The following is a 20,315-nucleotide window of genomic DNA, read 5'->3' on the forward strand; positions in this document are numbered from 1 at the left end:
TCGAAATGAAAAAGATAGTATTCTTTGTGATATTGATTTTTAGCTGTACGGTTTATGCTCAAAACAGCATTCAGAAATCTATTAAAACTTTCGAAAAAGCTTTTCAGAACAAAAGTTATGCTGAAATGAAAGATCTTCTGGCGCCGCAATTTACTGTTGGCGTTGGAGATTCTTCTTCAAACGAATTTTATTTGAACGGAATTTTCAAAGCATTTCCGGCTTTAGATTCAATTCAAGTTGGAAAATCTGTGGCGATTAAAAACGAAACTTTTGTCTTGGTAGATTTTTGTTTTAAAGGAAAAGAAAAAAAGCCGTCTCAAATCGTCTTCAACTTAGAAAATAAAATGCTGTACGTGACTTTTTTCGATTCTTTATACAAAGTTGACCGACACGCGCAAGTAAAAGAAGTGGCAAGTATTCCGTTTGAAATTATCGAAAACGGAATCGCCATTAAAATAAAACTGAACAAAGCCGATCGCGAATTTTTAATGCTTTTTGACACAGGAGCAGACGGAATGGCGCTCAATCCGGACAGCGCGTACAAAGCTGGCGTTGTGGTTACCAAAAGTAAATCGGCTTCTGTAGTTGGCGGAAGTCAGCAAGTGCAGTATTCGGCAGATAATACCATTTACATTGGCGATCAAGTTCTGAAAAATCAAGGTTTAGTTATTTTTCCAAAACACGGTATTTACGACGGATTGTTTGGTGCAAACTTGTTGAGAAATTTTATCACATCGGTCAACTTTGACACGATGACGATTGACTTATATAATTTCGGAAATTTTAAGTATTGGGGAAAAGCAAAGCCTTTGGTTTTTAATTATAAATCGGGACTTCCGGTAGTAAAAATGAATCTGACTTTTGAAGATAAAAAAACAGTCGAAGGCGGTTTCACTTTTGATACCGGAGCAGGTTACGATCTTATAGCTTACGGACCTTTCAATCATAAAAATAATCTCGAAGCAAGTTTAAAAACCGAATATAAGTCAGTCAATTTCAGTTTAGGAAAACAGACGGGAATTGTCGGTGGCACTATTCCAAATGTTGGTTTAAACGGAAACAATTTTCCAAACGTAACGATTGCTTTGCAGGAATATGACGAAGCCAATAAAAACTGGGCTTTCGCCGATGGTTCTCTTGGAATTGATCTCATCAAACGATTCAATTTTACAATCAATTTATTGGACAAAACCGTTTATCTAGAACCAAACAAAAATTTCAAAAAGACATCTTCTTTCTTTTTAAGCGGACTTGATTTGGATTTTGACGAAAACCAAAACCTTCTGATAAAGAGAATTATAGATCAGGAAAATGAGGATTTGAAAAAAGTCAAAATTGGAGCAAAAGTTACACAGATTAACGATTTTGAAGCTAAAGATTTATTAAGTCCTGAAAATCTTAAAAAACTAAAAGAAACTAAAGAAAGCAAAGATTTTATCATCGAGCAAGGTGATCAATCTATGAGGATTTCAATTTAAAACTATCAACCAAAAAACAAAGAAATAATGAAAAAACACATTTTTTATTTCATTTTGACCTTCATTACGGTTCAAATGAGCTTTGCTGCCAATCTTTCAGAATACGCAGTAATCAGAGGAACAATTGCGATTCCAGATTTCAAAGCAAAAGAGGTAACACTTTACAATGTCGAAGAAGGAAAGCCAGTCGTTGCTGCTACCGCAAAAGTCAATTCACTGGGGGAATTTGGCTTTATGACACCAGTTTCAGCTGCTGGCTTTTATTATGTTGACTATGGACAATTTAAAAGCAGAAACCAATTAATTCGTTTGTATTTAGAACCAAAATTAGATATTAATCTTGTGGTCAATAAAACGAATTATGTTTTAAGCGGAAAGAATATCGGACAAAATGCTTTGGTGCAAAAAGCAAACGAAATCTACAACGAATTTGCGCCATTTGCTCGTCTAGGTGAAAATGTATCGTATGTAGAATTTTATCCGTTTATTGATAAAGGTCTAGCTAAAGCTGACGAATTTTCAAAATCAATTAAAACTAAAGATGCTAATTTCAATAAACTATTAAAATTGGCCGTTGCAACAGATGTTGAAGAACTGACGTATACTTTTTTCAGAATGCCAAGATCTGTGTTTCCAGACAAAGACGATCGTCCGGCAGTGATTAAAACTTGGATGACAGACAAGAAATTTACAGATCCAGATTTGTTGAAATTAGCAAATGGAGTTTCTTTAATGACAAATTATTTTTTCTATGTAAGCATTAATGGTGGTGAGAAACCAAAACGTTTGGACTTAACAGAATCAATTACTCATATTACAGATCCAGCTTTAAAGGATGCATATCTTCGTGAAGAAGTGGCAACTTCAAGAATGAAAATTGAAGAATACGAAAAAATTGCTCCAACCATTAAACCTTTTATGGTTTCTGACGCGAGTAAAGCATTTTTATTAGAATATGAAAAAGTACTTCATAAAAATGTGGGGCAAAAAGGATTGGATTTTACTTATAAAGACATCAACGATAAACCAGTTTCGTTTTCGGATTTTAAAGGTAAATTTGTGTACATCGATTTGTGGGCAACTTGGTGCGGACCTTGTAAAGCAGAGATTCCACACATGAAAAAAATCGAGGAAGATTATCACGGAAAAAATATCGTTTTTGTAAGTCTTTCATTGGATAAACCAAAAGACGCACAAAAATGGAAAGATTTTGTTACTAAAGAACAATTAAAAGGGATTCAATTAATGGCCGATAAAGATTTTGGTTCTGATGTGGCCAAAAATTATGACGTAAATGCGATTCCTAGATTTTTATTGTTTGACACAAAAGGAAATATTATCAATGCCGATGCGCTTCGTCCGTCAAATCCAGAGTTGAGAGTGCAGCTGGATAAATTATTGAAAGGTTAATTAATAGCTTTATGAAATACAGCAAAAAAATATCAGTTTTACTTCTTTTTATCGGAAGTTTAACTTTCGCGCAAGCGCAAAACTTTAAAGCAACAGATCCAATTGCAGTAAACCAGAAAATAAAAAAAGGAATTCTGCCAAACGGAATGACGTATTATATTTACCCGACAGATGTCAATAAAAATACAGCAAGTTATTATATCATTCAGAACGTTGGTTCGATTTTAGAAAATAACCAGCAGAAAGGTCTGGCGCATTTCCTAGAACACATGGCGTTTAACGGAACGAAACATTTTGAAGGAAAAGGAATCTTGAATACGCTTCAAAAACAAGGTGCCGTTTTCGGGAAAAATATCAACGCTTACACAAGCACAGACGAAACGGTTTACAATCTAGATAATATTCCGTCAAAAGATGGCGGAGTTGTCGATACTTGTTTATTGGTTTTGCACGATTGGTCAAATTTTTTATCTCTAACAGATGAAGAAATCGATGCCGAACGTGGCGTGATTACCGAAGAATGGCGTACAAGACAAAATGCAAGAGCTAGAATTTACAATCAGCTGGCGCCGTATTATTACAACAATTCATTGTATGCAGACCGTATGCCAATTGGTGATATGGAAATCATTAAAAACTTTAAATATCAGGTTTTAAAAGATTTTTATAAAGATTGGTATCGTCCAGATTTGCAGGCAATCGCAATTGTGGGAGATATCAATGCAGATGAAATTGAAGCAAAAATCAAGAAGCTTTTTGCAGATATTCCGACACCTGTAAACCCTAAAAAACGTTTTGAAATTGCCATTCCAGAAAGAGTAGAACCAACTTTTAAACTGGCTTTAGACAAAGAAATTTCGGCTTCAAACATAAGTTTTATGATTCGCCATACAGCCGAAAAATCGACGAATGATTATGCAGAATTAGAGAAATCGACACAAAGAAGCCTTGCTTTTTCTATCTTAAATAATCGTTTGGCAGAAATGGCGCAGAAACAAGAATGCCCTTTTAAAAGTGCATCAATCGGATATCAAAACTACACGCGTTTGAATGATATGTGGATTTTGAACGTTTCTCCGAAACCAGAAAAACAAGCTGAAGCTTTTGCGATGGTAATGAACGAATGGGTTCGTGCGTATAAATTTGGTTTTTCTAAAGGAGAAATCGAAAGAGCCATTACAGAAAATATCTCGAGTTATGAAAACTATTTAGACAAACTAAATGAGATTCCGCATAAACAAGTTATCGGAATGGTAAAAGACGATTATTTGAATCACGAAGTAATTGCCGACCCAAAAGCAGAATTTGAAATGGTAAAAAGCATTTTGAAAAATGTGGACACGAAAATTCTTCAAGAGCAAATCAGTAAATTATATACAGCGCAAAATCGTGTGGTAGCGGTTACAGGTGTAGAAAACGAAAATAATTTAACGCAAGAAAAAGCTTTTGATATTATTCAGAAAGCAGAAAACGATGCATCGTTACAGCCTTATGTGGATACTTTTGAAGGAAAAACACTTTTAGGAAACCTAAAAATTAATTCTGGAAAAATTGTTTCGGAGAAAAAAGAAGCTTCAATCGATGCAACCACTTTTGTATTGAGCAATGGTGTAAAAGTGCATTACAAATTTGCCGATAAAAACAAAAAAGAAGTGGAGCTTAAAGCTGAAAGTTTTGGAGGAACTTCATTGTACGAACCGCAAGATCTTCCGTCAATTGGGCGTACTACAACTTTAGCAATGATGTCTGGAGTTGGCGAACTTTCGAATGTTGATTTAGATAAAGTTTTAAAAGGAAAAATTGCCAATTCTTCTGTAAGCATTAGTTCGCTTAAAGAAACCGTTTCAGGTTCTGCAAACGTAAAAGATATTGAAACGATGATGCAATTGGTTCATTTGCGTTTTGTACAGCCAAGATTTGATAATCAGATGTATGCACTGTTAAAGCAAAGATTACAAAATTCGCTTAAAAATAGAGCAAATGACATCAATGCAAAAATGGACGACAGTTTAACAGCTGTGGTTTATGGAAAAAACAACCCACGAGTACAGCCATTCAATCAAAAATATATCGACGATTTATCTTTTGATAAAATGAAAGCTTTCTATCTGGATCGTTTTGCAGATGTTTCAAATTTTGAATTTTATATTGTTGGAGATGTTTCGCCAGAAGTTTTAAAACCATTATTAGAAAAATATATCGCTAGTATAAATGGAATTAAACGTAAAGAAAAATTTAAGACTGAGATTCCGAAATGGACGTCGAACAAAATTGATCATGATGTTTTTATAAAAATGGAAACTGCAAAAAGCTCGGTTCGAATTGCATTCTTGAAGGACTATGCTTATACTCAGAGAAACAAAATATTAGCTTCTTTTTTAGGAGATATTTTGACTTTGCGTTATACCGAAAGTCTTCGTGAAAAAGAAGGCGGAACTTATGGTGCAGGTGTTGATTCAAATATCGATAAATTGCCAATTTCAAAAGCTAAATTGGAAATTAATTTTGATTGTGATGCTGATAAAGTAGAACATTTACTTCCAATTGTTTATCAGGAAATTGATAAAATTAAAAAAGGAGAAATTGCTTCTGAGGATTTAGAAAAAACAAAAACAAATTATTTAAAAGAAAAAGAAGACGGTAAAAACTTTAATAGGTACAGCAGTTATTTGCTTTACAGTTATTTTGTTGATGGAATAAATATGAATGATCCTGATAACTACGAAAATATTGTAAAATCAATTACAGCAAAAGACATTCAGGATTTTGCAAATTCGTTTTTAAGCAAAGCAGATTCGTATGAAGTCGTTTTCAAACCATTAAAATAATCTGACCCAATTTTTATTTACTAGAGTTTAATTTGTATTTCCCTATCAAATAGTTATTTTGAATTAGTAAGCAATTTAGTTTGTATAGCGGATTACTTAGAGGGTTGTTTTTTGCTATTCAACCCTCTTTTTAAAGATTTTTACCCATGAAAAAGAATATTTTTTTACTGGGCTTTTTCCTGCTGTTTTCCATATTCGTAAAGGCTCAGATATACAATCCCATAAAATGGAAAACCAGTGTCGAGAAAATTTCAGATACTGAATATGAATTGCAGGCAAAAGCCATTATAGAATCGGGTTGGCATTTATACAGTCAGGAAGTTTCAGACGGAGGACCGATTCCAACTCATTTTAATTTTATAAAAAGCAAAGATTTTCAATTAACTGATGCTGTAAAAGAAGAAAAAGGAAAAACGGTTAACGATCCTGTTTTCAAGATGCAGATTAAGTTTTTTGAAAAAGAAACCACTTTTAGACAACGCGTTAAAATACTTTCATCCAAACCTTTCAAAATCAAAGCCGAAGTTGAATTTATGGTTTGTAATGATGAAAACTGCCTTCCGCCAAGTTCAGATGAATTAGAATTTTCCATTAGCCCTTCCGCGAAAGCGAAGACTTTAATAGAAGCAACAGTAAAAGAAGAAATAAAAACAGAAACAATAGATTCTTCGGTTACTGAAATAAAAGAAAAATCAGAAGAAGTTGTTCCCGCAGAAATTGTAAAAACGCCTCAAAAAGAAATCAAAAAAAGTGAACCAAAAACGCAATCTAGAAGTTTGTGGACGATTTTTTTATTGTCGTTTTTCTCTGGATTTGCGGCATTGTTAACGCCTTGCGTTTTCCCAATGATTCCGATGACGGTGAGTTTTTTTACCAAACAAAGCAAAACCAAATCGCAAGGAATTAGAAAAGCCGTTTTTTACGGAATTGCCATTATTGCGATTTATATTTTTTTGGGAGCCATTGTGACTTGGGCTTTTGGAGCAGATTCGCTCAATGCGCTTTCTACAAACGTTTGGTTTAATCTGATCTTTTTTGTGCTTTTAATGATTTTTGCGTTTTCATTTTTAGGCGCATTCGAAATTATGTTGCCTAATGCATGGGCGAACAAAGTCGATTCGCAAGCTGATAGAGGCGGAATTGTCGGAATATTATTTATGGCTTTGGCTTTGGCGATTGTTTCTTTTTCTTGTACAGGACCCATTGTAGGCACTTTATTGGTAGAAGCGGCTTCACGAGGCGGAATTGCGCCTTTTGTCGGAATGTTTGGTTTTTCTTTGGCCTTAGCTTTGCCATTTACATTATTTGCTGCTTTTCCGGGCTGGCTGAATTCACTTCCAAAATCGGGCGGCTGGCTCAATTCGGTTAAAGTATTTTTAGGATTTTTGGAAATGGCTTTGGCTTTTAAATTTCTTTCCAATGCCGATTTGGTTCTGCAATTGCATTGGCTTGAAAGAGAGGTTTTCCTAGCCATTTGGATTGCTATTTTTGGGACGCTGGCTTTTTATTTGTTCGGAAAAATTCAATTGCCGCATGATAGTCCAGTTTCGAATATAAGCGTTGGAAGATTAGGATTGGGCGTTTTAGTTTTGGCTTTTACCATTTATCTAATTCCAGGCATTTGGGGCGCTCCGCTTAAAATGATCAGTGGTTTTCCTCCGCCAATGCATTACAGCGAAATTCCGAACGGATTGAATAATGCCGCTTCAAAAGAAATAACACAAAATCTTCCAGAAGGAGCAGAGCTTGGTCCGCATAATATTATGGCTTTTACCGATTATGATTTGGGTATGCAATATGCCAAAAAAATAGGGAAACCGGTTATGATAGACTTTACTGGTCATGCTTGTGTAAACTGCCGCAAGATGGAAGATAATGTTTGGTCTGACGAAAAGGTGCAGAAAATCTTAAAAGGTGATTTGGTTTTAATTTCGCTTTATGTAGATGATAAAAGAGAACTGAATCCGCAGGAACAGATTACTTCAAAACTGACAGGCAAAAAATTAAAATATATTGGTCAAAAATGGAGTGAATTCCAAACGCTGACCTACAAAACCAACGCACAGCCATTTTATGTTCTGGTAGATCATAACGGAGAGACGCTCAACGAAACTTCAGCTTATAATCCAGATATCGAAGAATATTTGAATTGGCTTAAAAAAGGCGTTTCAAATTTTGAGAAAAGTTAAAGTTCAGGGTTTGTGCTTTATTTATAATTATGTTGTTAATCAAAAAGGGAATAGTTTACGAGCTATTCCCTTTTTTGTTCTAAGAATATTAAGAAAGTACTGTGTCTGGCAGAACACTATTTTTTTGTGTAAAATTCAAAGTTAATTGATCCAAATGGCCGTAGAAAAAAGTATCTAAAACTTCCTGAAAAACAGGATGCGCATTTTCTACCTGTACAAATAAGCTCATAGAAGAATGCAGCTTTCTGGCACCAAGTTCTCCTAAAATTCCTTCAGCAGATTTCTTTTTTAAAGTCAGAAGAAGTTTAGAAATCTCAATTAAATGTTTCGATAAAATCGGATGATTTAAAAATTCAGTTGCTTCTTTAAGGTCGGCAACGGCATAATAATCAGAAAGAGCACTTTTACCGAGTCCTTTGATCTGCGGAAAAATAAACCACATCCAATGAGTTTCTTTTTTACCTTTTTTTATTTCAGATAATGCGGTCAGATAAAGTTTATTTTGCGCATCTAAAAATCGGGTCAAATCATTTTTTGCGTAAGTCATCTCTTGATTCTGTATTAAATGGTTTGTAAATCTAATTTGTTTAATCGGTAACACTTGTAATATATTTTTAAAGAATTGTATCAAATTTTCGAATACCAAAAGTAGAATGACCATAGCCATCTGAGTTATAGAATTGTAGTTTGTCTTTACATAATTCCGATAGGCCTGTAAGAATGCCTTGTTAATGTAATTATAAACTTTTGAATGATTCTAAATTCTAATGTTATTTTAATGTTCTGCAAAAAAAATGGCTCTAACTTGCGCGCTTAAAATAATTATAGCAAACGCCTTAAATCAGTGGGATTTCAGTTCAAATTGATGTGATTTCTTAAGCTTTACGCCATTTTAGAGTATGTTGAATAAGATTAAAAATAGCTTTTTATGTAAATGCCTTCAGGCGTTACTTGTCGGCTATTTTTTAATCAGCAGTTTAAACATTGCAAATGGTGTAAGCCGAATTATTACCGATAATGCAGAAACCTATACGGTAAAAGGCATTACATGCAACTTCTTAAAAAAAATCTTTAAGTGTGACGGAATTCCAGAAGAGCTGGATGACTACAAAACAAAAGATACCAAAACAGCCAAATTAGCAAAAGGAATTCCGTTAATGGAATATTTAGTTTCATCAGAATCCTTAATGCCTAATTTTTACTTTCTAGTAGAATCAGAAGGAAAAAAATACATCGATAATACAATCTTCTCGTTTAGTTTTCATGGTAAAATAGACATACCGCCTCCTCGGATGATTTCATAAATACTTGTTTTTTAAGGATTAGGTTGAAAATCTTAATCTGTTAATGCGGTTTTTGCCGTATATTTATTCTATGTAATAATCTTGTATTTATACTTTAAATTCATGACACCATTCAAACGATTTTACAACTTATTGCAGCTAGATAAGCGCGATGTGTATCAAATTATCTTCTATGCTGCGTTTGCAGGGTTAGTAAATCTTTCTCTGCCTTTGGGAATCCAAGCCATTATTAATTTTATTCAAAGCGGACAGCTAAGCGTATCATGGATCATTCTTGTGATTCTAGTTACGGTTGGAGTTGGTTTTGGAGGCATACTAACGATTTTACAGCTGCGTATTGTAGAGAACCTGCAGCAGCGAATTTTTGTGCGTTCTTCATTTGAGTTTGCGTACAGACTGCCTTTGATTAAATTTAAAGAAATGTACTCAGAGTATGCTCCAGAAAAGGCAAATCGCTTTTTTGATACTTTAATGGTGCAGAAAGGCACGGCAAAACTTTTGCTTGATTTCTGTACAGCATTTCTTCAGGTCGGACTGGGAATTATATTATTAGTTCTTTACCATTCTTTCTTTACGGTAATTGGACTTTTATTTATTGTCATTTTATATGTCATTTTTAAGTTTTCGTACAAAGACGGTCTAGAAACCAGTTTGAACGAATCAAAATTTAAATACAAAGTAGCAGCTTGGCTTCAGGAAATTGCGAGAAACAGAGAAAGTTTTCGCAGAAAAGGAGCTTTCGAATATGCTCTGGACAGAAATGACGGCTATGTAAACAACTATGTAAATTACCGTGAAAAACACTTTCAGGTAATGAAAAAACAATACATTCAGCTTACTATTTTTAAGGTAATTGTTACTGCTGCCTTATTATCAATAGGTGGTTTTCTGGTAATTCACCACCAAATGAACATAGGGCAGTTCGTAGCAGCTGAAATCGTAATTGTATTATTAATTAACTCAGTAGAAAAAATCATCTTCGGATTGGAGTCTTTTTACGACGTTTTGACTTCTGTTGAAAAAATTGGTCAAGTGACTGATATGGAGACTTCTTGCATTCCTGAGACTTCTGACAAAACAGAAAAAGGAATCAATATTGAGACAGAGAGCATTAGTTACAATTACCCAGGACACAGCAAAAAATCGCTTAAGAATATCAATTTGAAAATCTCTCAAGGAGAAAAAATTATTCTTACGGGAACAAATGGTGCAGGAAAAAGTACATTGCTGCGATTGCTTTCAGGTGTTTTAGAGCCAGAAAGCGGAGCCATGTATGTGACTGATAACTATATGAACCGCCTTAACGAAGATACATACAGAGCACAGGCGGGAACGTATTTGCAGGGTGATACGCTTTTTGCAGGAACTATTCGCGAGAATATTGTTTTTGGAAATGAAAAATTAAATAGCGATGATTTAAAATGGGCTTTAGATAATGTTGGATTAACACCGTACATTAAAACTTTTGAGAACGGACTGGAGAATCAAATTCATCCAGGAGGTCGTGAACTTTCTGCTTCTGATGTTCAAAAAATTCTTTTGGCAAGAAGTATTGTGGGTAAACCAAATATCTTATTCTTAGAAGATCCAGTTGATAAAATGGACGAAATTACTTCGAGTAAAATCGTTGATTTTTTACTTTCTGAAGAAAATGACTGGACTGTTATTGTGACTTCTAAAAGTGATATTTGGAAAAGCAAATGCAGTCGTATGATTACGATTGATGACGGAAAAATTATTAACGACATAAAGCTTTAATCATGCTCAACATATCTAAAGATAATAACGTACTTATAACGCCGGGCAAATACAAATCGATTACAAGCGTTGCCCGCAGGCCACATTATAAAATTTTAAACAGAGTCATCATCGGATTTCTGATATTTTCAGTATTATGCCTTTTTCTGCCTTGGACACAGAATATTTCTGGTACAGGTTCTGTTACTACTTTAAAACCAGATCAAAGACCGCAAACGGTTCACAATGCTATTGCGGGCCGTATTGAAAAATGGTTTGTAAAGGAAGGGGATTATGTAAAAAAAGGTGATACAATACTTTACATTTCGGAGATTAAAGAAGATTATCTAGATCCTAATCTCGTTGGCAATACCAAACAACAGGTTGATGCCAAAAAAATGGCCGTAGAATCGTATAGCGACAAAGTAAATTCTCTTGATGTGCAGGCGCAGTCGCTTAGCACAGAAAGACAATTGAAACTGCAACAGGCACAAAACAAAATCCGCCAATCACAACTGAAAATAAAAAGTGACAGTATGGATTTGGTAGCGGTAAAAACACAGCTTCGAATTGCAAAAACACAATTTGACCGTTCGACTGCATTAAACAAAGAAGGCCTAAAACCGCTTACCGATGTCGAGCAGAAAAGATTAAAACTGCAAGAAGCTGAAGCGTATGTGATTACGCAGGAAAATAAACTGTTGAGCAGCAAAAACGAATTGATAAATGCAAAAGTAGAAATCAATAGAATTACTGCTGAATATGCTGAAAAAATATCAAAATCGAGAAGTGATAAATTTACCGCTTTGAGCACGCAATACGATACAGAAGCCCAGGTAAATAAGTTAGAAAACCAATATACCAATTATAGACTTAGAAATGGTTTATATTATATTACGGCGCCACAAAGCGGTTATGTAAACCGTGCTTTATTGGCAGGTCTTGGAGAAACGATTAAAGAAGGAACTCCTGTAGTAAGCATCATGCCATCTAAATATGATATTGCGGTAGAAACGTATGTAGACCCAATCGATTTGCCGCTGGTTCACCGAGGCGCAAAAGTTCGTGTTTGGTTTGATGGATGGCCTAGAATTGTATTTTCAGGATGGCCTGGATTATCTTACGGAACTTACGGAGGGAAAGTGGTAGCGATAGAAAACTTTATCAGTCCAAACGGAAAATACCGAATACTGATTTCGCCAGATGGAGAAGACCGTCATTGGCCAAAAGAATTAAGTATTGGAGCAGGAGCACAAAGTATTGCCTTGTTAGAAACCGTCTCGGTATGGTACGAGATTTGGCGAAACCTGAATGGTTTCCCTCCAAATTATTATAACTCAGGAGAAAAAGAAGCAAAAGGAAAGGAGAAAAAGTAAAATGAGAAATCTTGTAAAATTGTTTTCTTTCTTAATACTATTTTGTTTTTCTACACTGCATAGCCAGAATTTTAATCAAGAGGAGCTTACTTTTATCGAGTATTTGGGATATGTTAAAAAATACCACCCGCTCGTAAAACAAGCTAATCTTGAAGTGACCAACGCTCAGGCAAAATTGATGCTGGCACGTGGCGGATTTGACCCAAAAATTGAAGTAGATTACAATAAGAAAGAATTTAAAGGCACAGAATATTATTCGTTATTAAACAGCAGTTTCAAAATTCCGACCTGGTACGGAATTGAAGTAAAAGCTGGTTTTGATGATACAAGCGGGGAATATTACAATCCGCAGAATAAAACTCCAGAAGCAGGTTTAACGTCGCTCGGAATTAACGTTGCTTTAGGCCAAGGAATGTTCATTAACCAAAGAATGGCAGATGTTCGCGAAGGAAAACTTCAGGTAAAACTAAGCGATGCACAGCGAAAACTGAGAGCGATTGAAATTTTGTACCAAGCAAGTGAAGCTTATTTTGAATGGCGAAAAAGCTATAACGAAGCCGAACTGTATAAAAATTATCTAGGTTTTGCCAGCACTCGTTTTGAAGGTGTTAGGAAACTAATTGCAGCAGGTGACGCGCCAGCGATTGACAGTGTTGAAGCTAAAATTACAGTAAGAAACAGAGAACTGAATGTTGAAAACGGAAATCTGAAATTAGCGAAAGCAAAATTGAAACTAGCTAATTTTTTATGGATTGAAAATGTTCCTGTTGAGTTGGGAGATTTAGTAAAACCAGAACAAAATCTAATTCAGACCATTGAGGAAACTTTAAGAACAGATGCCATGATGGTCGATGTTGAATCGTTGGACTCGCACCCAAAAATTCAGTCTTTGGAAACGAAAATGGATATTCTGGAAGTCAATCGCCAGCTGAAAGCCAATTCGTTGCTTCCAAAAATAAACGTAGGGTATAACTATATTTCAGAGCCTAATTATTGGAATAATTTCAATGCCGATGATTATAAGTTTAATATCGATTTCAGCTTCCCAATTTTCTTAAGAAAAGAACGCGGAAGTTTGAAAATGGCAAAACTGAAAATTCAAGACATGCAATTTGACATAGGTCAGCAGCGATTAGAATTAAAAAATAAAATAAAAGCACAGCAGACCGAGATAGCTTCGTTAAGAAAACAAAAAGTCGTAATTGACAATCTCGTAAAAGATTATATGACAATGCTGGACTCAGAAGAAAAACTTTTCTCATTTGGAGAAAGTTCGATTTTCTTAATCAATTCAAGAGAGAACAATTTGGTTAGTGCAAAGTTGTCACAAATTAGTTTAGAGAATCAGTTTTATCTTTCGAATGCCGAATTGTATAAAATATTGGCAAACCCAGATTGATTTTAAAAAACAGTCAGCTTTGTACCTGTCTGCATTATATTAGTTTTCAGAATTTAAATTTTAAAGAGCTTTAGATATTTTTCTAAAGCTTTTTTGTTTAGGAATTAATTCAAACTTATTTAAATTTGGAACAAAGAAATAAACAAAATGAAACAAGCGATTATAAATGCTGTCGTACACACAGGAGAAGAAATAATAGAAAATGGAGTTGTTGTTGTAGAAAACGGAACTATTATTTCCGTGCAAAAAGAGATTCCAAATGATATCAAAACTATTGATTTAAAAGGAAATCATCTTTCGGCAGGATTTATAGATATTCAAATTAATGGTGGAGAAAAATATTATTTCAGCCAGACACCCAACGAAGAAACCATTCAGGATATTTACGATGCTAGTATGAAATATGGCACGACGCATGTTTTACCTTGTCTAATTTCTTCGTCAAGAGAAACCATTTTAGAAGGAATTGAAGCCGTTCGCAATTACATGCAGAAACATAAAAATGGTGTAATTGGAATGCATCTAGAAGGGCCTTTCTTGAATCCGCAAAGACGTGGAGCACATAGCATCGATCAGGTTCGAAAACCAACTGATGAAGAACTTGAAGAAATTATCAGTAAAGGAAATGACGTTATAAAAGTCATTACCATAGCTCCAGAATGTTTTACAGAAAAACAGTTAAATATGCTGATTGAAAGTGGTATTACTATTTCAATCGGACATTCAACAATTACGCATAAAGAAGCACAGCCTTATTTCGCAAAAGGAATTAATCTTGTAACACATTTGTTTAATGCCATGACACAGTTCGGGCATCGTGAACCAGGTTTAGTGGGAGCCGTTTTTGAAAATGAAGAAGTCTTCGCTCCAATAATTCTAGATGGTGTTCACTGCGATTATGCAGCCGCAAAAATAGCGTACAAATTAAAACAGGATAAATTTTTCTTAATCAGCGATGCTACATTTTTAGGCAGAAAAGTTGCCAATTTTAAATGGGATAACTTTGACGCGCATTTAGTTGATGGTTTTTATAGAAACGAAGACGGAAATCTTGCCGGAGCATCAATTTCAATGACAGAAGCCGTGCAAAATGCTTATAAGTATTTGCATGTTTCTTCGGACGAAGCCATAAAAATGGCAACTACAAGAGTGGCAGCGGCAATCGGTATGAAAGAAAAAGTTGGAAAAATTAAGTCGGGTTTTCCAGCGAGTTTTGTTCAATTCGATTCTGATTTGGCTGTAATAAAGACATTAAATCTGGTTGAATAGCCACTTTAAAATCTAACTTTTAAGTATAGTAGGTGTTTATAAAAACTTACTTTTAGTATATTTTATATTCATATTTTTCTTGCAAACAGCTTGTATATATAAAGTATATTTATAGTTTTGCACGAAGATTTAACCCCAAACCTACTTTACTTACTGATGAGAAAAAACACTCGCTTTTTTGTATTTGCCCTATTGGCAAGTACTATTTTTGGCTGTAGTGACGATGGAGATTCGTACAAGCCAAACTATCTGCCAACTATAGATGCCACAACTTTACCAGCAGAAAATAAACCAATGACCATGTTTGAAGATGACGAAAGTCCTTCAAAAATGTATGACAAAACCGATCGATGGTTTCGAGTAAACGAACCGCTTCAGGTTATTCAAAAAGGAAAAGATTCTGTGCAGATTTCTTTATACTCTCCAGTCGGACTTACAAATGTGAAAATCTACGCGAAACTGCCAAATTATGATAAGCGATTTGTAATCTACAGTTTTTCTAAAATACCAGCTTTTCATCGTTCATTTCATAAAATTCCATTAACTGATCAGAAAAACGATTATTTGTTAGAAACAGGAAATACAGTAACGATAGATAAAATTGAAGGATTTTCCTCCGGTGCCATTCAATTCTCAGTAGAATCAGATGACCCTTTATTTCAAAAATTCAAAAAAATAAAATCCAATCATTTAGTTCAGTTTCATGATGGATACCACATTAATGAATTAGGCAAATTTCTTCCTATGAATCCTGCTTTGGCAAAAGAGGCCATTACTATGATTATCAATTATTCGTATGCTTTGAGCCATCCATTGTATTACAGCACATTCACCAATTTTGACAAATACAAACAAGAACAGGCTGCGGCAGCTGGAACAGGAATAAACGGAGCCTTAAACTGGCACGGAAATGCAGATGATGTAGATGGTGTTTATGATTATTATTCTAAAGAAGAAATCGAAAAAATATATTGGAACTACTTAGACAAAAGAACCGTTTATATGGCAATGGTTGGAGGAGATTCTGCTTGGGGCGGAGGAAATCTGGCATCGCAATGGGAATCGGGTTATGTAACCGGACATTGGGTTGGAGATATGTCGGTTTGGTCGCATGAATATTCGCATCATATTGGTTTCAGCCACAGTAGCAACTTGGCAAACAGCGGAGAAGGCGGTGGACAACAGGGAATGCTTACTGATTTTTATAAATATTTGATTTATCTAAATGATCTTCCCTTTACAGATCCAGATGTTTTAAAAACGTATACAAAAACAAAATATGTGACTGGAACTTATAAAAAACCAGTATTTGAAATTAAACCTAACAATCCATTTTTAGTAAAATATAAAGGTGAAGGAAAATGGAATTAAAATATAAACTATACATGAAACATATTCTGCCCCTGATTCTTGCGTTTTGTCTTTTTACCAATTGCAGCAAAGACGATGCGACGTCTAAAGATTATACGTACTATTATCCAACAGATGAGGCATCTATTACCAACGAAAATATTCCAGGAAGCACAGAAGCATTTGACCCAAAAGGAATTGCATTGTCTAATGAAAAGCTATACGTTGTAAACGGAAATGTTTTAGAGATTTTTAATGCTGTGACATTAGCACACATCAAAACAATAAAAGAATATACAAAAGGCACAACGACTATTCCCCTTACAAGCCTTACTTCGGTTTCTGTTGACAACGGCCGTATTTATTTAGGCACTACAGAATCTAGATTATTTGTTTTTGATGAAACTACAAATGCAGGAATTAGTACAGTTGGAAACGGCCAATGGTGGCAGACTTTCGTGCACGTTTTTGGTGTTGCGGCTAAAGACGGATTGGTATTTGTGAAAGAAAAAGAAAAAAGCATAAAAGTTTTTGAAACTTCCCAAATAACAGAAACAAGCGACTGGAATTTAAAGCCTATTGCCAAACTAAATACTCTTAACGGATATACTGAAATATATTCAATGGATGTTTTAGACGGAAACTTGGTTGTAGGTGGGAGAGATGCAAAAAGTTATCTGCAGTATAATATTGCTAAAATTAAAGCCAATGCCGCAAATTCGCTTACAACTCCTATTGAGCCAGAAAAAGTGCAATTTGTAGACATAAAACCAATTGCAGTATCTTTCAGTAAAGATTTTGCCGTTACTTCAGAAAATGTTGGAAGCGTGTCTTATTTAAAATTGTATCCAAAAGCAGATTTTATAAAGATGAACTACAAAGCTGTTCTAAGCGTTTCTGATATTTTAGGACAAAATGCTTTTGGTACTATTGTCGGTACAGCCCAGCTTGACGACCGTATCTTCTTATCTGATAATATAAATAAGAAAATCAGAGTTATAAAACTGAATAAATCTACAATCGCAGAACAAAACAACTAGTTTTAAATACCAATATTTTAAAAATCCAAATTCCAAAACTAATTGGAGTTTGGATTTTTTTTTTGAATTGAAATAAAATTTTGGGATTTGGGGTTTTCAAAATTGGAATTTAGATTTTCAAGATTAGAATTTTAAAATAACCTATTAGATTGATAGGGAAATAAAAGTTTTAACGATTTATAGGTTAAAATTGAAAATAACTATTTAAATTTGCAGTCGCTATGAAGAAAGAGAACCAGAAAATGAATAATTATTATCGTTGCAGTATGATGTACTGTGCTGCTGTAATGGTGTTTATTGATCTGGCTTAATATATAAAATGATAAAATTTATTTCGAAAGAGCCTTTCAACTAATTTATGAAAGGCTTTCTTGTTTTTAAACCGTAAAGAATGATTGAATTAAAAAATGTAACCAAAACGTTTCATCAGAAAGACAGAATTGTTGCTGCTTTATCTGATGTCTCTTTAAAGGTTCCTGAGGGAAAAATTTTTGGTGTAATTGGAACTTCCGGAGCAGGAAAAAGTACTTTGATTCGCTGCGTGAACTTGTTGGAAAGACCAACTTCTGGCGAAATTATCGTTGATGGCAAATCTTTAATGCAATTATCAAACGCTGAATTGGCGATTGAAAGAAGACAAATCGGAATGATTTTTCAGCACTTCAATCTGCTTTCTTCAAGAACAGTTTTTGATAATGTGGCTTTTCCGTTAGAACTGGCAGGAATTTCAAAAAGCGAAATTAAAACGCGTGTTTTAGAATTATTGCAATTGGTTGGATTGGCGGAAAAAGCAAACGATTATCCGGCAAGTCTTTCTGGTGGACAAAAACAAAGAGTGGCGATTGCAAGAACTTTAGCCAATAATCCGAAAGTGCTTTTATCTGATGAAGCTACAAGTGCGCTTGATCCTGCAACAACAAGATCGATTTTGAACTTATTGAAAGACATCAACAAACGTCTGAACATTACCGTTTTGCTGATTACGCACCAAATGGAAGTGGTAAAATCGATTTGTGATGAAGTTGCGGTTATCAGTCACGGAAAATTGATAGAGCAGGGAAGTGTGGGCGAAATCTTTGCAGATCCGAAACATGAACTGACAAAAGAATTTATTTCTTCTTCGCTTCATATCGAGATTCCGTCTGTTTATCAGGAAAAATTGCAAAAAGATGACAACGGTAATTTGAATCCATTATTAAAACTGGAAATGACGGGAAAATCAGTTAACGAGCCTGTTATCTCAGAGGTTTCTAGACTTTTTGATACCGATTTCAAAATTGTCAGCGCGCAAATGGATCAGGCTGGCGAGGTTAATTTTGGCGTGATGCTGATCGAACTTTCAGGAAAACGCGAAAATTACGATGCAACGATTCAATATTTTAATTCAAAACACATTAAAACAGAAATTTTAGGTTATGTCTGATTCTCTTATAGATTTATTGTTAAAAGGAACATGGGAAACCATTGTTATGACTTTTGTATCGGGCTTTTTCGGTTTTTTATTAGGCTTGCCAACAGGAATTTTATTGTTCTTGACTCGTAAAAATCAGATTCTGGATCAACCCATTTTAAACAGAACATTATCAGTTATAGTAAATGTTTTTCGTTCCATTCCATTCATTATTTTGATCGTTTGGATGATTCCGTTTACACGAGCTATTGTTGGCACTTCAATTGGCGTTAGCGCGGCTTTGGTTCCGTTGAGCATTGGTGCAGCGCCATTTATTGCCCGTTTGGTAGAAAACAGTTTGTTGAGCCTTCCGTCTGGATTAATCGAAGCAGCAAGAGCATTGGGTGCAACTCCTTTGCAAATTGTGTACAAAGTATTATTGCCAGAAGCTCTTCCTTCTTTAATCAATGCAGCTTCTATTACTTTAATTACCCTTGTCGGATATTCTGCAATGGGTGGAGCTGTTGGAGCAGGTGGTTTAGGGCAAGTTGGATATCAATACGGATATATTGGTTATGATGCCGTGACCATGAATTCGGTTTTGGCATTATTGGTCATTTTGGTATTCGCGATTCAGTTTGCTGGAGACCGATTATCAAAGAGATTTGATCACAGATAATCAATTAAAAATTTAGAATTAAAAATTAAAAAATAGAACAATCATGAAATTAAATATTTTAAAAACTGCCGGGATATTTGCTTTGTCTTTTGTTTTGGTTAATTGCGGAAAAAGTAAAAACAATGATCTTCATTTTATAAAAGTGGGTGTGGCATCGGGACCAGAATTAAAAGTGGCTGAAGCGGCTAAAAAAGTGGCAAAAGAAAAATTCGGATTGGAAGTAGAATTGGTTTCGTTTAACGACTACGTAATTCCAAATGAAGCTTTAAGCCAGGGTGATATCGATGCAAATGCTTTTCAGCACAAACCATATTTAGACGAGCAGTCTAAACAAAGAGGCTATAAATTGGCCATTATCGGAAATACATTTGTATACCCGATTGCAGCTTATTCTAAAAAAATAAAAAGTCTTTCTGAATTGAAAAACGAAAGCACGATTATTATTCCAAATGATCCAACAAACGGCGGACGTTCTTTATTGCTTCTACAGAAAAACGGATTATTGAAACTAAGAGAAGGTGTTGGTTTATTGCCAAAAGTAACAGATATCGTAAGCAATCCTAAAAATTTAAAAATTTTAGAGTTAGAAGCGCCTCAATTGCCTCGAGCTTTAGACGACCAAAATGTTTCTATCGCCATTATCAACAATACTTTTGCGTCTGCAGCTGGATTGGTTCCTTCGCGTGACGCTTTGTTTGTTGAAGATAAAGATTCACCTTATGTAAATTTGGTCGTAAGCCGTGAAGACAATAAAAACGAAGAAAAAGTAAAACAGTTTTTACAAGCTTTTCAATCTCCAGAAGTGGAAAAAGCAGCTGAACGCGAGTTTAAAGGCGGTGCTGTAAGAGGATGGTAATTTTTTTTAG

At 34.8% G+C, this 20,315-nt stretch carries 15 protein-coding genes; 14 read left to right on the plus strand and 1 reads right to left on the minus strand.

All coding sequences use genetic code 11. From position 1 onward, the window contains the following. Window positions 1-5: 5 nt before the first annotated feature. The 4 genes from FF52_RS19745 to FF52_RS19760 all read left to right on the plus strand — a co-directional run bounded on the left by FF52_RS19745 (window position 6) and on the right by FF52_RS19760 (window position 7,905). Window positions 6-1,478, plus strand: coding sequence for an aspartyl protease family protein (locus FF52_RS19745; protein ID WP_083847517.1), 1,473 nt, complete (start codon window positions 6-8; stop codon window positions 1,476-1,478). 27 nt (window positions 1,479-1,505) lie between these two features. Beyond that, window positions 1,506-2,888, plus strand: coding sequence for a TlpA family protein disulfide reductase (locus FF52_RS23915; RefSeq protein WP_008468353.1), 1,383 nt, complete (start codon window positions 1,506-1,508; stop codon window positions 2,886-2,888). 11 nt (window positions 2,889-2,899) lie between these two features. Next, window positions 2,900-5,716, plus strand: a complete 2,817-nt coding sequence (locus tag FF52_RS19755) for a M16 family metallopeptidase (protein ID WP_008468354.1) — start codon at window positions 2,900-2,902, stop codon at window positions 5,714-5,716. Between the two features lie 146 nt (window positions 5,717-5,862). Next, window positions 5,863-7,905: a protein-disulfide reductase DsbD family protein gene (locus FF52_RS19760; RefSeq protein ID WP_008468355.1), complete on the plus strand. Its 2,043-nt coding sequence runs from the start codon at window positions 5,863-5,865 to the stop codon at window positions 7,903-7,905. Between the two features lie 88 nt (window positions 7,906-7,993). Here FF52_RS19760 and FF52_RS19765 read toward each other — a convergent pair whose 3' ends face one another. Next, the gene (locus tag FF52_RS19765) at window positions 7,994-8,452 is read right to left on the minus strand and encodes a DUF1810 domain-containing protein (RefSeq protein ID WP_008468356.1); all 459 of its coding nucleotides are present in this window, start codon (window positions 8,450-8,452) and stop codon (window positions 7,994-7,996) included. Between the two features lie 352 nt (window positions 8,453-8,804). Here FF52_RS19765 and FF52_RS19770 point away from each other — a divergent pair, with 352 nt between their 5' ends. The 10 genes from FF52_RS19770 to metQ all read left to right on the plus strand — a co-directional run bounded on the left by FF52_RS19770 (window position 8,805) and on the right by metQ (window position 20,305). Continuing rightward, window positions 8,805-9,209: a hypothetical protein gene (locus tag FF52_RS19770; RefSeq protein ID WP_008468358.1), complete on the plus strand. Its 405-nt coding sequence runs from the start codon at window positions 8,805-8,807 to the stop codon at window positions 9,207-9,209. Between the two features lie 102 nt (window positions 9,210-9,311). After that, window positions 9,312-10,967, plus strand: coding sequence for a peptidase domain-containing ABC transporter (locus FF52_RS19775; RefSeq protein WP_008468360.1), 1,656 nt, complete (start codon window positions 9,312-9,314; stop codon window positions 10,965-10,967). A gap of 2 nt (window positions 10,968-10,969) precedes the next feature. Next, window positions 10,970-12,322 (plus strand): HlyD family secretion protein, encoded by a 1,353-nt coding sequence (locus FF52_RS19780; RefSeq protein ID WP_008468361.1) that lies wholly within the window; start codon window positions 10,970-10,972, stop codon window positions 12,320-12,322. Between the two features lies 1 nt (window position 12,323). Beyond that, window positions 12,324-13,721 carry a TolC family protein gene (locus tag FF52_RS19785; protein ID WP_008468363.1) on the plus strand — a complete coding sequence of 466 codons (1,398 nt, stop codon included), beginning with the start codon at window positions 12,324-12,326 and terminating at the stop codon, window positions 13,719-13,721. Between the two features lie 147 nt (window positions 13,722-13,868). Beyond that, entirely contained in the window at window positions 13,869-14,990 is a 1,122-nt protein-coding gene (nagA, locus tag FF52_RS19790) for an N-acetylglucosamine-6-phosphate deacetylase (protein WP_008468366.1), read from the plus strand. A 156-nt stretch (window positions 14,991-15,146) separates the two neighbouring features. After that, entirely contained in the window at window positions 15,147-16,361 is a 1,215-nt protein-coding gene (locus FF52_RS19795) for a hypothetical protein (protein ID WP_035692004.1), read from the plus strand. Then, window positions 16,352-17,380 carry a hypothetical protein gene (locus FF52_RS19800; protein ID WP_035692005.1) on the plus strand — a complete coding sequence of 343 codons (1,029 nt, stop codon included), beginning with the start codon at window positions 16,352-16,354 and terminating at the stop codon, window positions 17,378-17,380. The genes FF52_RS19795 and FF52_RS19800 overlap by 10 nt, the downstream gene beginning before the upstream one ends. A gap of 391 nt (window positions 17,381-17,771) precedes the next feature. Next, the gene (metN, locus tag FF52_RS19805) at window positions 17,772-18,803 is read left to right on the plus strand and encodes a methionine ABC transporter ATP-binding protein MetN (RefSeq protein WP_008468367.1); all 1,032 of its coding nucleotides are present in this window, start codon (window positions 17,772-17,774) and stop codon (window positions 18,801-18,803) included. After that, a complete protein-coding gene (locus FF52_RS19810; RefSeq protein WP_008468368.1) occupies window positions 18,796-19,449 on the plus strand; it encodes a methionine ABC transporter permease MetI in 654 nt (217 codons plus the stop codon). The genes metN and FF52_RS19810 overlap by 8 nt, the downstream gene beginning before the upstream one ends. Window positions 19,450-19,492: 43 nt before the next feature. Next, window positions 19,493-20,305 carry a methionine ABC transporter substrate-binding lipoprotein MetQ gene (gene metQ / locus FF52_RS19815; protein ID WP_008468369.1) on the plus strand — a complete coding sequence of 271 codons (813 nt, stop codon included), beginning with the start codon at window positions 19,493-19,495 and terminating at the stop codon, window positions 20,303-20,305. Window positions 20,306-20,315 lie beyond the last annotated feature (10 nt).

Source organism: Flavobacterium sp. F52, assembly GCF_000278705.1.
Classification (GTDB): Bacteria; Bacteroidota; Bacteroidia; order Flavobacteriales; family Flavobacteriaceae; genus Flavobacterium; species Flavobacterium anhuiense.

Bases quoted from the DNA above. Each gene is read 5' to 3' on its own strand.
- FF52_RS19745 (WP_083847517.1), top strand. From the start codon at position 6: ATGAAAAAGATAGTATTCTTTGTGATATTGATTTTTAGCTGTACGGTT.
- FF52_RS23915 (WP_008468353.1), top strand. From the start codon at position 1,506: ATGAAAAAACACATTTTTTATTTCATTTTGACCTTCATTACGGTTCAA.
- FF52_RS19755 (WP_008468354.1), top strand. From the start codon at position 2,900: ATGAAATACAGCAAAAAAATATCAGTTTTACTTCTTTTTATCGGAAGT.
- FF52_RS19760 (WP_008468355.1), top strand. From the start codon at position 5,863: ATGAAAAAGAATATTTTTTTACTGGGCTTTTTCCTGCTGTTTTCCATA.
- FF52_RS19765 (WP_008468356.1), bottom strand. From the start codon at position 8,452: ATGACTTACGCAAAAAATGATTTGACCCGATTTTTAGATGCGCAAAAT.
- FF52_RS19770 (WP_008468358.1), top strand. From the start codon at position 8,805: ATGTTGAATAAGATTAAAAATAGCTTTTTATGTAAATGCCTTCAGGCG.
- FF52_RS19775 (WP_008468360.1), top strand. From the start codon at position 9,312: ATGACACCATTCAAACGATTTTACAACTTATTGCAGCTAGATAAGCGC.
- FF52_RS19780 (WP_008468361.1), top strand. From the start codon at position 10,970: ATGCTCAACATATCTAAAGATAATAACGTACTTATAACGCCGGGCAAA.
- FF52_RS19785 (WP_008468363.1), top strand. From the start codon at position 12,324: ATGAGAAATCTTGTAAAATTGTTTTCTTTCTTAATACTATTTTGTTTT.
- nagA (WP_008468366.1), top strand. From the start codon at position 13,869: ATGAAACAAGCGATTATAAATGCTGTCGTACACACAGGAGAAGAAATA.
- FF52_RS19795 (WP_035692004.1), top strand. From the start codon at position 15,147: ATGAGAAAAAACACTCGCTTTTTTGTATTTGCCCTATTGGCAAGTACT.
- FF52_RS19800 (WP_035692005.1), top strand. From the start codon at position 16,352: ATGGAATTAAAATATAAACTATACATGAAACATATTCTGCCCCTGATT.
- metN (WP_008468367.1), top strand. From the start codon at position 17,772: ATGATTGAATTAAAAAATGTAACCAAAACGTTTCATCAGAAAGACAGA.
- FF52_RS19810 (WP_008468368.1), top strand. From the start codon at position 18,796: ATGTCTGATTCTCTTATAGATTTATTGTTAAAAGGAACATGGGAAACC.
- metQ (WP_008468369.1), top strand. From the start codon at position 19,493: ATGAAATTAAATATTTTAAAAACTGCCGGGATATTTGCTTTGTCTTTT.